Source organism: Paenibacillus sp. FSL R7-0313 (assembly GCF_037969885.1).
Lineage (GTDB): Bacteria > Bacillota > Bacilli > Paenibacillales > Paenibacillaceae > Paenibacillus.
This window is the reverse complement of sequence record NZ_CP150219.1, coordinates 4,387,492-4,400,844: the sequence shown is the minus strand read 5'-3', so window position 1 is coordinate 4,400,844 and position 13,353 is coordinate 4,387,492. Positions and strand designations below refer to the sequence as shown.

The window sequence follows — 13,353 nt, the reverse complement described above, 5'->3', positions numbered from 1 at the left end:
CAACCGTTTGAGTGCATTTGAAGTAAACGCTCGTATTGGGCAGGGAAGTAAGAATCCCCTGCCTGTGCGAGCCTTTCTTTTGTTAAAGTGCGATTTAACAACAAACTTTATGACTTACAGTTGAACTAAACGAGGATTTTCAATTGGCGGAGAGGAGGAAGATATGGGCTACAATTCACGGAAGGAAGCAGTGTTTGAGACGAAACGGTTCCGTAACTGTACCATAGCGGCCGGTCGTCGTCATACCGTTGCTCTTAAATCTGACGGAACAGTAATAGCTGTGGGTGATAATAAATATGGTCAATGTAAGGTAAGCGATTGGGGCGATATCGTCGCAGTTGCAGCGGGTAATGTTCATATGGCTACGAATACCGGTAATGCCCATACCGTTGGTCTTAAATCTGATGGGACTGTAACAGCTATAGGTTGGAATAAGCATGACCAATGTAATGTAAGCGAATGGCGCGATATTGTAACCGTTTCGGCAGGTTGGTGCCATACGGTTGGGGTTAGATCAGATGGCACCGTGGTTGCGGTGGGGCGAAATAGTGAAGGGGAATGCAACGTGAGCAGCTGGCATGATATTGTATCGGTCACGACGGGTGACTGGCATACAGTCGGCCTAAAAATAGACGGAACGGTAACAGCCGTTGGTAACAATAAGTATAACCAATGTAGCGTAAACGACTGGGGCGACATATTAGCTGTTTCGGCGGGGTATCTTCATACTGTTGGGCTTAGATGGGATGGCACGGTAGTGGCTGTGGGTAGAAATAATGAAGGTGAATGCGACGTAAGCGGTTGGCGCGATATTGTAGCAGTTGCAGCGGGGAGTTATCATACCGTTGGTCTTAAGTCTGACGGGACGATGGTTGCTGTGGGTTCGAATAAACATCACCAATGTGATGTAAGTGGCTTGCAAGAAATTAGAGCTATCTCGGCGGGGTGTGTCCATACGATTGGACTGAAATCGGATGGTACGATGGTTGCTGTGGGTGATAATGATTATGGACAATGTGATGTAAGTGGATGGAGTAGCATCCAACAATAAAATACTAAGAAAGCAGCAGCTGATGTCGACTGCTTTTATTATTTGTCTCGGGACAAGAACATAATCCAATTGAAGTCGCTAATTTAGCGGCTTTTTGTGCATTGGCTTTTGAATAGCATCCTTAATTGCATATTCAAGTATTTTCGCATTTAAGTCAGGAGAATGAAAACTGTGGTTACAGGTGGGAGTTCAAATGATGGAGAAGCTGGTGTGTCTTAGTATGATTTGAATCCATCACTTCGTCGTATGCCTAATATAAATATTTACCTCTTGCATAAAGAACGTATGTTCGGTTTATAATATACAAACATACGTTCTTAAATGTACAGGAGTGATTTCAGTGTTGACTAAGCAACGAACCATTATGCTCATTGATATGCAGAGCTTTTATGCTTCAGTTGAAAAGGCAAAAATGCCTCAATACAAAAATAGACCATTAGCTGTCGCTGGAGACCCCGCAAGACGTTCTGGAATTATTCTTGCCGCTTGTCCACTAGCCAAAGCGAAGGGTGTATCTACCGCGGAACCACTTTGGCAGTCTCTTCAGAAGTGCCCTGAACTGATCATTGTGAGACCACACATGCAAGAATACATCGAAGTATCCACTCAAATCATGTCCATTATTGAGGAGTTCACCGATCTGGTCGAACCGTACAGTATAGACGAATTATTCGCTGATTTTACAGGGTCCATGCATCTATTCGGTAATGATCCAGTCGATTTGGCCAAGCAAATTCAAGACAAAATCTATAATGAAACAGGCGTTTACGCGAGAGCTGGCATTGGTGAAAACAAAATCATCAGTAAATTGTGCTGCGATATGATCGCTAAAAAAGCAGAGGGGGGCATTTTCCATCTAAAGAAAGAGGAGTTACACCTCCATATTGGAGATAAGCCCATCCGCGATATGTGGGGGATTGGCTCAAGAATGGAAAAACATCTGTGGAAGATGGGCATCCGAACCATTAGAGACCTGGCGAATACGCCTCTTTCCAAATTAAGAAGTAAGTGGGGTGTTAATGGAGAAGTCATCTGGCGAGTTGCAAATGGACTCGACAATTCACCGGTAACCGTCAACACACACAGTACACAAAAGGATATCGGAAACGGAATGACCCTGCCTAGAGATTTCATAGAGGCTTGGGAGATCGAAGTAGTTATCCTCGATATCTGTACAGAAGTGTGCAGAAGAGCCCGTAAAAAGGGACTGATGGGTAGTGTCATATCCGTAAGTGTGTCTGGAGCGGATTTTGACCACCCCACTAGTTTTCACAGACAGGTTAAACTGTCTGATCCTACAAACATAACCGTTGATGTATGCAAGATAGCCAAACGCATATTTCATCAACACTGGGATGGGCAACCTGTGCGCCGTGTAGGCGTATCCCTGTCTCAATTATCCAACGCGGATACATATCAACTATCTTTTTTTGATGATCAAGAGCAGAAACGGGCCATTGATCAGGTGATGGACGACATTAAGGATCGATTTGGCGACATTGCCATTCTACGAGCGAGCTCCATTACGGCTGCGGGTCAAGCGATCGATCGAGCATCTAAAATTGGGGGGCATTATAAATGAGCAAAAAACTGGAGGCCAATGGATTATGGGAATCGAGCCGCATGATGCTTCCACAACATAAAGAACGAATTATACAGCATCGTACTCAAATTCATTATCAAGCGAAACCACTGATCCATGAAGATGAGTGGGAGATTATTACTCAGAATATAGATATGTCGCTCAATTATACATTGCAAGCTACCTTTGAAATATTTACTGAGTCAGGCAATCGGTATATACATGGGATCGTCACTTCAGTCAGTACCTTTGGAAAGAAAATCAAAATTGAAATGGAGAATGGATTTGAATGGGTCGATTTTGATCAATTGGTCGCTGTAAAACTTGAAGAAGGAGGCGTGTAAAGTGCGACAGACTTTCGAGGAACTTTCACTCGTGAAGAGGGTGGTAGAGCTCCCTTATCTTTTAGGTGCTCTGGAGGTAGATAAGCATAAAATATACGCTTCAAACTTTAAGATGAAATCTGTGTATGTTGACTACCTGGACGGTACCCAAAAGAAAATTGCTTTAGAAATGTACAAATCGAAACAAAGGTTAAAGGAACATCATATTAAAATCATAGATGAAGTGAGATCCGAACTGAGTTTAACGGTAGATTATTCGGTGAGAGGTTACATTCATAAAATGACATTATTATGGAGCAAAGTGAAAGTGGATGTAACCTTAATGCTAACCGAACATATGAACGTTGATATTACTGAATTGCCCACATGAACATGGAGTTCAAGCAGAATAAGGTATATAACCACATCCGGTGGATATAATGCATTTAAAACCATTGTTTTCTTCTCCCAAATGGGTAAACCGACCTTTGAAGTTGAAGGGTCGGTATTTTTTGTCTCTATGTCATAGAAAATATATGTTGAGTTTCTGAAAAGTCTGTAGATGAAAATAAAGAATAAAATAAATAAAAATCTGTCGGCGAAGAGCAAGAACATATTCCCTTTGAAGTCGCTATATTAGCGGCTTTTTTGTTTATCTATACAAGTTTCGTGTCCCGAGCCAAGGAGAAAAACTTGTACCGATTGCCGAAACTGACAAAACATAGTCCGATAAATGTTTTACAAATTCGGTGATTCACCAAATCACTCTTCTTACATTCAACTTGTATCCTACTTGTGTACCAGATAATCCGGTATGGAAGCAACCAAATTTCAGGAGGGTATACATTGTGAAAAATAGTAAACGTAACGGTTATCAAAGCTTGATCCTCTCGCTTGTATTTATGCTTGTCATCCTGTCTGGATGCGGGGCATCAGCAAGTTCACGTTCCAGTGAAGGCGGAATGCCAGAAGTAATCCGAATCGGTATTATGCCAAGCGAAGAGGGCGAGATGAACCGTTCTCAGGAACAGCTTGCAACAGACATTACTGAAGCAACCGGCATTCCTGCGGAAATTTTTGTAGCAGAAGATTATAACATGGTTATCGAAGCCCTGCGTGCAGGCAAAATTGAAGTTGGACTGATCGGGCCGTTTGGTTACATCATCGCTACGGAAAGAGCCAATGCCCAACTGCTTGTCCGTTCCGAAAGTGATCAACAATCGAATACGGTAATCCTTGTCCGTAACGACTCCCCATATCAAAGTGTAGAAGACCTTAAAGGAAAAGACTTTTTGTTTGCCGATCCGGCATCAACATCAGGCAATCTGTACCCACGTGCCACATTAATGAAAGAACTTGGTCTTTCCAATAAGGAACTGGATTCCTTTTTCGGCAGTGTAGCGTTCTCCGGTGGACATGACAAATCACTGCTTGCACTGGCAAACGGTAATGCAGATGGGATTGGGACGTCAAGTCTCATGGTGCCGATGATGGCAGAATCAGGACTTATTAAAGAGGAAGATTTCCGCGTGATTGCCGAATCCGATCCGATCGTCGGTGGAGCTCCACTGCTTTATCGTCAAGATTTGCCAGAGGAATTGGTTACACAGCTACGTGATCTTATGCTGGATTACGATACGAAAAATCCCAAATTCCTGGAAAGTGTCGGCGCAGCCCGTTTTGTAGAAGGCAGTGACAGTGACTTTGATCCAATCCGGGAAGTCGCCAAAGCACTGGATATGTCCCCTGAGGAACTGCTGAAGAAGTAGGATTCAAACTTGCGAGGAGGAGGAATTAAAATGACACTTTTACAGGTGGAAGGGTTGTCCAAGGTATATCCTGACGGAACAAAAGCACTTGATAACTTGAACCTAACAATTAATGCTGGAGAATTCGTTGTTGTCATTGGACCGAGCGGAGCCGGGAAAAGCACATTGCTGCGCAGCCTGAACCGAATGATCGAGCCGACAAACGGAAAGATTCAGTTTAAAGGCAATGAAACTATGGGCATCAAGGGTAAAAAGCTCCGTGAACTTCGCCGCCATATGGGCATGATCTTTCAGGGGTATAACCTGGTCACCCGCGTGTCCGTTCTTAATAACGTGCTGCATGGACGATTAGGCTACATGAATCCGCTGAAAGGGGCACTGGGTCTTTACTCAAAAGCAGATACAGAAGCCGCCAAGCTTATGCTTCATCGTGTTGGTTTACATGAGCAGATGTATAAGAGGGCAGATGAACTCAGTGGAGGTCAGCAGCAGAGAGTGGGTATTGCACGTGCACTTTCTCAAAAGCCGGACCTGATATTAGCAGATGAACCCATAGCCAGTCTCGACCCTGCTTCCTCTGAGACGATTATGCATTATTTATATACGATCTGCAAAGAGGAAGGCATTGCCTGCCTGTGCAATCTGCATCAGGTAGATATCGCGAAGAAATACGCAACCCGTATCATCGGTATCCATAAAGGGTCCAAGGTGTTTGACGGGACACCGGATGAACTGACGGAAGATATGATCCGTCTCATTTACAACCAGACCAATCCCAAAGTGAAGGAGACAGCCTGACATGAATGCGGCTCAGTTACAATCTGCCCGAAAAATGAAACGTACACAGACGATATTGTTTTTTATCGTGCTGTTGGCTCTCATTATCTGGTCTTCCATCGGCGCAGAGTTTTCATTTGGAGCTTTGTTGGCAGGGGTAGGAGAGAGCTTCCGATTTATCTTTTTTGATTTTCTTCCACCTGATTTATCTTCACTTTCCCAACTCATTGAACCTGCCATGCAGACCCTTTATATGAGTGTGGTGGCGATGGTCATCGGGTCGGTTGTAGCAGGGATGTTATCCTTTTTAGCCGCGGCCACGACAAGCCCTCACCCTTACCTTCAGGTATTTGTTCGTGCGGCTACATCGCTGTTTCGTAACATTCCGGTAATTATCTGGACGATTCTGCTTGTTGCAGCGTTTGGACTGGGGGCTGTAGTCGGTACGATGTCGCTGATCCTGATCTCAATTGGTATGTTAACTCGTTCCTTTGCCGAGGTGCTTGAAGAAATTGACATGGGACAGGTAGAAGCGGTTCGAGCTGCTGGCGGGAGTTATTTACAAGTGTTGTCCCAAGCCGTGTTTCCACAATTCTTACCCGGGTTTATCGGTTGGAGCCTGTACAACTTCGAAATCAACGTACGCGCTTCTACAATTGTAGGGATGGTTGGAGGCGGTGGTCTCGGATTTATTTTGCAATCCAAATTGAAGTTGTTTCAGTACCAGGAAGCCAGCATGGCCGTGTTGCTTGTGCTCGTTATCGTTCTTGTTGTGGAAATGATCACCAATCGCGTAAGGGAGCGAATCATATGAGTATGCGAATGAACGAAGCGAAGCCATCTTTTACGCTGTATACTTCCATACCAGAGCCACCCAAGCCGAAAAGAAACAAGCTGTTCGTGATCGGACTGCCGCTTATTGCTGTACTTTTTGTGTTCAGTCTCGTTCAGCTGCAGTTCGACTATTCTAAGATGGCCCAAGGCTTTACGAAACTCGGCGGTTACATGGGAACCATGTTACCACCTGATTTCTCGGCCTGGCGCCATGTCCTGCTCGCTGCTGTAGAATCATTGCAAGTTGCCATTCTTGGATCGGTGCTGGGTATCGTCGTAGCGTTCTTTCTCTCCTTTTTGGCTGCAAGCAATTTGACGCCTCATCGGTTCGTCGCTTGGATCATTCGAAGCGCCGCTTCCTCGCTTCGTGCGATTCCCACAATCGTGTGGGCCCTTATCTTTATCGTGTCCGTTGGTCTTGGGCCGCTTCCCGGAGTGCTTGCGATTGCTGTCTCTGCCGCAGGCATGCTTGTCAAAGTATTTGCCCAGTCACTGGAGGAAATCGACAAGGGGGTACTCGAAGCGATGCAGTCTACGGGTGCCAGCTGGCTGCAGATTGTCATGCAAGGTATTTTGCCTACCGTGAAGACAGCCTTTATTGCCTGGTGCGTGCTCCAGCTGGAAGGCGGTATTGCCGAATCCACTATTCTTGGTGCGGTTGGCGCGGGAGGTATTGGATATGAGATGACTCATGCCATGAAATCCTATAACTTTGCGGCTGCTTTGTTTGTCGGATTGGTCGTTTTCGTCATGGTATTCAGCGTGGAGTTCGTGGCAAACCGATACAAAATGAAGCTAAAAACACGTCAAAACTAATTCATTCATATTCATAACGATGAATATCACTTGAGGAGGAATATCAATGTCAACATCTAATTCACTTTTGAAACAAGGCCCTCAGGTACAGGCTAGGTATAACGATAATAACGGGATTACGTTAGCCTGGAATATGGAAGAGAACATAGAGGCGGAGGCAGTTTACCACTCTGTTCTACCGGAATTGATTGAATCCAACAGCACACTGCTTGATGTACAAATCGACCCGGCAGGAGCAGTATTTACGAGAACGGTGTCTCCAGGCCGAAACTATTATCATGTGAAGTTCACGAATGGGTCGATATCAACCATTAACGATCGCATGATTTACACCGATGGAGTAATTAATTTCCGTGATATGGGCGGTTATCTCACAGAAGATGGTCGTACGACTCGATGGGGAATGCTGCTGCGGTCTGCTGATCTGCATGAGCTTAGTGAGCAGGACCTGCATACGGCCACTGCGCTCGGTATTGACTGGATATGTGATCTGCGCAGTGATTTTGAAGTAGCTAGCCGTCCAAGCCCAGCCATTGGCCATGCGATCAACACGAATATTCCCTTTATGGCGGAAGCAAGTCCTGAAGAAATGCAGAAGATCGGACATGATCTGCATGCAGGCTACAAAGCCATGATCTTAAATACGGACAAATGTGCACTTATCCTAAATGAACTATTAAAAGAAGAGCGGGATACCTCCTTGTTCCATTGTGCAGCCGGCAAAGACCGGACCGGAGTCGTATGTGCAGTGATCCTTCTCACCTTGGGTGTGCCGCAAAATGTAGTTATTGAAGATTATGAACTGACGAATCTCGCAGTGGAGGGACTCATGCAGCGCTTCCTCTCCGGAAGCAACAAGGATTATCAAAAATACATGGATCAAATGCCTGAATTTAAGGGAGCGATTCCGGAAATGATGAAAGCGGCCTTTATCCAAGCGGCACTTGAAGCAATCGAAGAGAACTACGGTTCTTTTGATCAGTATCTTAAAGAGGGACTGGGCATTAGTGCCGAGCAAAGGACAGCTCTTCAAAACAAATATCTGGTTTAAAAAAATGGAGTCCAGAAACTGGGATACAGTGTTGGACTCCTTCTTGTCTTAGACTGGTTGCGTAACTTCTCCTAAGACTGGTAATATAGGATGAAATGTGTAGATCTCATTAAAATTCAAATGAAGTCCTCATCAATGAGAGAAAGGGATTATGATATGAACAAAATATCGCTTGTCGATACAGCATACATGATGCTTCGTGAGCGAATGGTTTGCGGTGAATTAATGCCCGAAACCCTGCTTTCAGAGAACGAATTGGCGGAGGAGTATCAGATGAGCCGTACACCAATCCGTCATGCCATTGCTCGCCTTGAATCAGAAGGTTATGTGACTTCTCTCAAAAATCGTGGTGTATTGGTCAAGGATGTAGGGGGTAAGGAATTTCTTGATCTGATTGAACAGATTCAATCCATGCTTTTTTACTCTTTCGAAATGATGAAAAACCCGAACCGAGAGATCTACTTAAATCTTGAATCACTTGCCGCTCATGTTGAGGTCCAGCGGACCGCCGAGAAAAGGAATGACTATGCCTTATACACCGAACATCATTTTCTTTTCATGCGGGAGATCGTTGAATCCTTGAACAATGGTGTAATGCTGAACACATTTGACTCCTTTCGGGATAAACTTTACATGTATTCCATCGTCCGCTTCAAGCGAACTCCGCATATCAAACACTACAGTGCGATTGGAATTAATCGGGATACGCTGCACGCTTTATCCAGTAATGATTATAAGGCAGCTCAAGAGGTTGTGTTATCCCTCATTCCTATAACCAGAGAACGCATGCTTGTTACAGGGCAATTTTAATTTTGAAGTTAGTGGGTTGAGTGCTAACGTCAATTATGATGAACCAAAAAGCGGCTGCCTTAACGGGCAGCTTATTTTGTAGGGGCGGACGGTATGGACGCCAAACTTTTTAAAAGCGTCACACGATTACCCATTATCTTGTACATATAACAGCCAAAGTCTTTACTAATGGATCGGCTTTTTTTTCAAAGCACTTCTAAATACAGAACTCTTAGAGAGTTTTAAGGAGCAGCCCGCGCGGGCTGCTTTCTTGTATGTGTACTTATGATTAATGCAGAAGTGCAGAATAGAAGGGAGTACGACGATATCTTTACTCCTATGATGATGTAACTGTTTTTCGGAAACGGGATGATTGCACGTAAATACCTTTCGAATGAACAACCCGCGATGTATATCAAGGAGAATAATCGTCATAATAAGGAAATGTTGCTGGAAGAAGGGAGGTAAGAGTAGTGGATGAACAATCTGCCACGAATACAAAAGAGGAGAATATCACCAAAAGTTTGAACGAATCCTTGGGTAGAATTGAAGAAATCTTTACGAATACTCCCGACTTAATCATCCGAAAGTTGTGTATAAAACAGACCGGGGAACCAGCCGCCATAATCTATATGGAAGAATTGACAGATAAAGCATCACTTAATCAGAATGTCCTTGCTCCGCTTCAACTAGAAACCGGAAATCCCTCCGGAGATTTCATTACAACTGTGGGTTATGTCAAACCTCACTCCACGTGGGAAGAGCTGAGACTTTCCATTATACTCGGCTACAGCGTGTTATTCATTGAAGGAAGAAGTACTACATACGCATTGGATACAAAAGGATTCCCGCAACGCGCTATTGAGGATCCTCAGCAGGAGCCCTCACTAAAAGGGGCTCATCAAGGATTTATAGAGACAGGTTCTCAAAATATTGCCATGATCCGTCGTTATATTGCGGACAAAGAGTTAAAGGTGAAGCGGTATATTGTTGGGCAGCGGGGACAAACGCCAGTATCTTTGCTTTATTTGGAAGATGTGACCCAACCAGACATCATTAAAGCGCTGGAAGAACGGATTCAATCCATTGACGTGGATGCCATCATTAACACCGGAGAATTGGCTGAATTTATTGAGGACCAACCGCTTGCGTTGCTTCCCCAAATGATTACGACAGAGAGACCGGATACGGCTGCTTCTCAAATACTGCAGGGGCGTTGTGTCATTGTAGTGGATGGTTCGCCAAGTGTTCTGGTTGCGCCGGCTACGTTCATGTCTTTTTTTCAAACGGTTGATGATTACAGTTCCCGATGGTCCATATCGTCATTCCTCAGAATATTGCGCATTTTTGCCTTTTTCATCGCTATTTTTTTGCCTGGATTTTTTATAGCCGTCATTTCGTTTCATTTTGAGATTATACCATTGAAGCTGTTATTAACGCTTGGTGAGTCAAGGGGGCAAGTTCCATTCCCACCATTTGTTGAAGCGATCATTATGGAAATTACACTTGAGATGTTAAGGGAAGCGGGAGTTCGTCTTCCAGCTCCAGTAGGACAAACCGTAGGAATCGTTGGTGGTATTGTCATTGGACAGGCAGTTGTGCAGGCAGGATTAATCAGCAATGTAATGGTTATCGTGGTGGCTTTTACAGCTATTTCATCTTTTATTATTCCCAATCAAGACATGATGGCAGCTGTACGAATTATGCGGTTCATGATGATGATACTAGCTAGCTGGTTCGGATTTGTAGGACTTGTCATTGGCATGATGAGCTTCATCATCCGGCTAATAACATTAAACTCGCTCGGTAATTCCTATAGCACACCTATAGCACCATTTCGGGCCATGGATTGGAAGGATACCTTACTGCGGGTGCCTTTGTGGATGATGAACAACCGCCCTGTAAGCACGAAATCCCGCCAGTCGATAAGGCAGGGAAAAAGCAGAGGATGGAAGGAGAAGAAATAAACCATGAAGTCATTACGCCCGGTAACGATGCTTCAATTCATTCTTATTATTTCTTCTTTCCAAATCAGTGTTGCTTTTTTGTCTATTCCCAGAGAGCTGGCGAGGCATGCGGGAACAGATGGCTGGATGGTCATTTTCTTAGGCTGGGGGCTGGCCACGATATCCTCTGTAGTAATCGTCAAGCTGATGAAACATAGTCCAGACAGTTCAATACTCGAATTGATTCAGCGTTATACTGGCGTGTGGGCAGCAAAAGTAGCTGCTTTTATATTTATGATCTATTATTTGCTTCTGGCATATGACGGTTACATGATCGCTTCACTCGTTATTAAATTATGGTTATTGCCAAGCACGTATATCTATATTCTAGTTCTGCTGCTGCTCATCCCCACATTCCAGATTGCGCAACATGGTTTTCAGGCAATCGGGCGGTACAGCGAAATAGTCACAATGCTCTCCATATGGATTCCGTTCATTTATATATCTACACTGAGTAATGCCCATTGGCTCTATTTACTGCCCATCTTAAAAGAGGGATGGCTTCCGATTCTTTCATCCGTAAAATTTATGATCTATCCGATGCTTGGCATCGGCCTGGTTTTGTTTCTCTATCCCCAACTAGTCAACAAAGAAAAAGCATTACCTGCCATGATCATCTCCAACACGCTTACTTGCATCGTTTACTTGGGAATCACCCTGATTTGTTACGTGTACTTTAGTCCTGATGAGATCGGGGAGTATAACGACCCCGTGATTAGCATTATGAAGTCCGTTGAATTTCAGTTTATTGAGCGGGTGGAAGTGGTATTCATCTCATTTTATCTGTTCGTGTTTTCTTGCATATGGATTCCCTCCATGTATATTGTCTCGAGATGCTCCGCGTCCCTGGTAGGAAAAGGTCAGGAAAGATACCACCTTGCCGTGTGGTGTATTGTCATTGAAATTAGCTTTCTCCTCTATCGGCCCAGCTTTATCAAATCTACTCAAATAAACTACGCACTCAATTATATTGGTTTTATGATGGAGTTTGCTCTGCCTGCGGGTATTCTTCTATATGTAGCGATCCGCAAAAAGATGGGTGGGGGGCAACGCACATGAGATGGGTCGGAAAATTCATTATCTCGGTTGTTTCCTGCATTTTATTGGTTGCGCTCGCAGGTTGCGCCAGTGACAAAACCAATTTGGAAGATGCAACGGTTCCTTTGGCTCTTGGGTTGGATGTCAAAGATAAAAAGCTCCATTATTATATATCTGCCCCTGTATTCAGTAAAGACATTCAAAAGAAAAGCCGTGAAGGGGGAGGAATAGCAGAAGGTTTAAGACAGTCGAGAAATCAGCAGGATGCCCAATTTCCCGGTTCGCTTGCGGGACGTAATTTTCAAGTCATCATTGTAGGGAAACAATTGCTTCAATATAAGGATTGGTTTAAAGTACTTGATGTCATGTTTCGCGATCCTCGCAATACGATTACCGACCGCATCATTGCTTTTGATGGTCCTATGGAGGATATTTTTAATTTTCAAGCCAAAGATCAACCACCGTTACCTTTATTTATGAAAGCGATTGTCGATTCAGGAAGCAGAAGTTCAGCTACTGTAAAAACAACCGCGCAGGAGCTACATAGACAATTGTATGATCGAGCGATGACGCCTTCCATCTCGGAAATCAAGATCGAAAATAATAAAATCATGCTAAAAGGAACAACTCTTTTATCCCGAAAAGGGGATTACAGAACTTCGCTGACCTATCAGGAGACGTCACTTCTTCACATTCTGAAAAATGAAGCTAAACCAGGGGTCAGTCTCACTTTTTCTGTTGATGATTTACAACAAACCATGCCATTTAACATCGACAAAGTGAGTTTTTCTTTAGGTGACATTTCGGTGAAAACGAAATCCTCTTATGAAAATGGCAGATTTCAATTCAACATTAAAGTGAAGTCAATCGTCAGCATAACTGAAAAGTTTCTTGAATTTGAACTTCTGGAAAATTCCGAGGAAATGGCAAATAAATTAAGCAAGGAAATGAAAAAAAACATGGAGGCGCTTATTAAAAAGTGCCAAAATTATAATATCGATCCTTTCGGGTATGGTTTTTATGCCAGGGCATATCAGTATCCCTTATACAAGGAAGCACAGGCCGACTGGGGGAAAGAACTATCCCGAGCACATTTTGATTTGGAAGTTGATCTTCGAATCGGCTCCACTGGAGCAGTAGAATAATCGAGTATCCGGACATTAAAATTTGGGACTAGAACACTAGTTTAATCTTTCACGACACAAAACAACCGTTCTTGAAACGGTTGTTTTGTAGTTAACACCCAATAGTTACATTCTGGTTCCTATCTAATAAAAAGGTGCCTACTTTTCAATTAGCATGAGAAATTTTAAGATA

13 protein-coding genes are annotated in these 13,353 nt (G+C 43.8%); all 13 read left to right on the top strand.

What is annotated here, in order from left to right; translation table 11 throughout:
• Positions 1-163 precede the first annotated feature (163 nt).
• The 13 genes from NSQ38_RS19290 (at position 164) to NSQ38_RS19230 (ending at position 13,181) form a co-directional block, all read left to right on the top strand.
• Entirely contained in the window at positions 164-1,051 is an 888-nt protein-coding gene (locus NSQ38_RS19290; protein WP_339783576.1) for a chromosome condensation regulator, read from the top strand.
• Between the two features lie 343 nt (positions 1,052-1,394).
• Complete coding sequence (locus NSQ38_RS19285; RefSeq protein ID WP_339783574.1) at positions 1,395-2,633, top strand: DNA polymerase IV; 1,239 nt, start codon at positions 1,395-1,397, stop codon at positions 2,631-2,633.
• Positions 2,630-2,977 (top strand): YolD-like family protein, encoded by a 348-nt coding sequence (locus NSQ38_RS19280; protein WP_091029881.1) that lies wholly within the window; start codon positions 2,630-2,632, stop codon positions 2,975-2,977. The genes NSQ38_RS19285 and NSQ38_RS19280 overlap by 4 nt, the downstream gene beginning before the upstream one ends.
• A 1-nt stretch (position 2,978) precedes the next feature.
• Positions 2,979-3,347, top strand: coding sequence for a hypothetical protein (locus NSQ38_RS19275; RefSeq protein ID WP_036613922.1), 369 nt, complete (start codon positions 2,979-2,981; stop codon positions 3,345-3,347).
• Positions 3,348-3,804: 457 nt separating this feature from the next.
• On the top strand, positions 3,805-4,725 hold the full coding sequence (locus NSQ38_RS19270; RefSeq protein ID WP_339783572.1) for a phosphate/phosphite/phosphonate ABC transporter substrate-binding protein: 921 nt from the start codon (positions 3,805-3,807) through the stop codon (positions 4,723-4,725).
• Positions 4,726-4,755: 30 nt separating this feature from the next.
• A complete protein-coding gene (phnC, locus tag NSQ38_RS19265; protein ID WP_339783571.1) occupies positions 4,756-5,523 on the top strand; it encodes a phosphonate ABC transporter ATP-binding protein in 768 nt (255 codons plus the stop codon).
• A gap of 1 nt (position 5,524) precedes the next feature.
• A complete protein-coding gene (gene phnE / locus NSQ38_RS19260) occupies positions 5,525-6,316 on the top strand; it encodes a phosphonate ABC transporter, permease protein PhnE (protein WP_338587004.1) in 792 nt (263 codons plus the stop codon).
• Positions 6,313-7,152, top strand: a complete 840-nt coding sequence (phnE, locus tag NSQ38_RS19255; protein ID WP_339783568.1) for a phosphonate ABC transporter, permease protein PhnE — start codon at positions 6,313-6,315, stop codon at positions 7,150-7,152. Before phnE (NSQ38_RS19260) ends, phnE (NSQ38_RS19255) begins: the two co-directional genes overlap by 4 nt.
• A gap of 46 nt (positions 7,153-7,198) precedes the next feature.
• Positions 7,199-8,203: a tyrosine-protein phosphatase gene (locus tag NSQ38_RS19250; RefSeq protein ID WP_339783566.1), complete on the top strand. Its 1,005-nt coding sequence runs from the start codon at positions 7,199-7,201 to the stop codon at positions 8,201-8,203.
• Between the two features lie 156 nt (positions 8,204-8,359).
• Positions 8,360-9,013 (top strand): GntR family transcriptional regulator, encoded by a 654-nt coding sequence (locus tag NSQ38_RS19245; protein WP_047844352.1) that lies wholly within the window; start codon positions 8,360-8,362, stop codon positions 9,011-9,013.
• Between the two features lie 452 nt (positions 9,014-9,465).
• Complete coding sequence (locus NSQ38_RS19240) at positions 9,466-10,959, top strand: spore germination protein (protein WP_339783564.1); 1,494 nt, start codon at positions 9,466-9,468, stop codon at positions 10,957-10,959.
• Positions 10,960-10,962: 3 nt separating this feature from the next.
• Positions 10,963-12,057, top strand: a complete 1,095-nt coding sequence (locus NSQ38_RS19235; RefSeq protein WP_339783562.1) for an endospore germination permease — start codon at positions 10,963-10,965, stop codon at positions 12,055-12,057.
• Positions 12,054-13,181 carry a Ger(x)C family spore germination protein gene (locus NSQ38_RS19230; RefSeq protein WP_339783560.1) on the top strand — a complete coding sequence of 376 codons (1,128 nt, stop codon included), beginning with the start codon at positions 12,054-12,056 and terminating at the stop codon, positions 13,179-13,181. Before NSQ38_RS19235 ends, NSQ38_RS19230 begins: the two co-directional genes overlap by 4 nt.
• Positions 13,182-13,353 lie beyond the last annotated feature (172 nt).

Coding starts and splice junctions, on each gene's coding strand:
- NSQ38_RS19290 (WP_339783576.1), top strand. CDS start 164: ATGGGCTACAATTCACGGAAGGAAGCAGTGTTTGAGACGAAACGGTTC.
- NSQ38_RS19280 (WP_091029881.1), top strand. CDS start 2,630: ATGAGCAAAAAACTGGAGGCCAATGGATTATGGGAATCGAGCCGCATG.
- phnC (WP_339783571.1), top strand. CDS start 4,756: ATGACACTTTTACAGGTGGAAGGGTTGTCCAAGGTATATCCTGACGGA.
- phnE (WP_338587004.1), top strand. CDS start 5,525: ATGAATGCGGCTCAGTTACAATCTGCCCGAAAAATGAAACGTACACAG.
- phnE (WP_339783568.1), top strand. CDS start 6,313: ATGAGTATGCGAATGAACGAAGCGAAGCCATCTTTTACGCTGTATACT.
- NSQ38_RS19250 (WP_339783566.1), top strand. CDS start 7,199: ATGTCAACATCTAATTCACTTTTGAAACAAGGCCCTCAGGTACAGGCT.
- NSQ38_RS19245 (WP_047844352.1), top strand. CDS start 8,360: ATGAACAAAATATCGCTTGTCGATACAGCATACATGATGCTTCGTGAG.
- NSQ38_RS19235 (WP_339783562.1), top strand. CDS start 10,963: ATGAAGTCATTACGCCCGGTAACGATGCTTCAATTCATTCTTATTATT.
- NSQ38_RS19230 (WP_339783560.1), top strand. CDS start 12,054: ATGAGATGGGTCGGAAAATTCATTATCTCGGTTGTTTCCTGCATTTTA.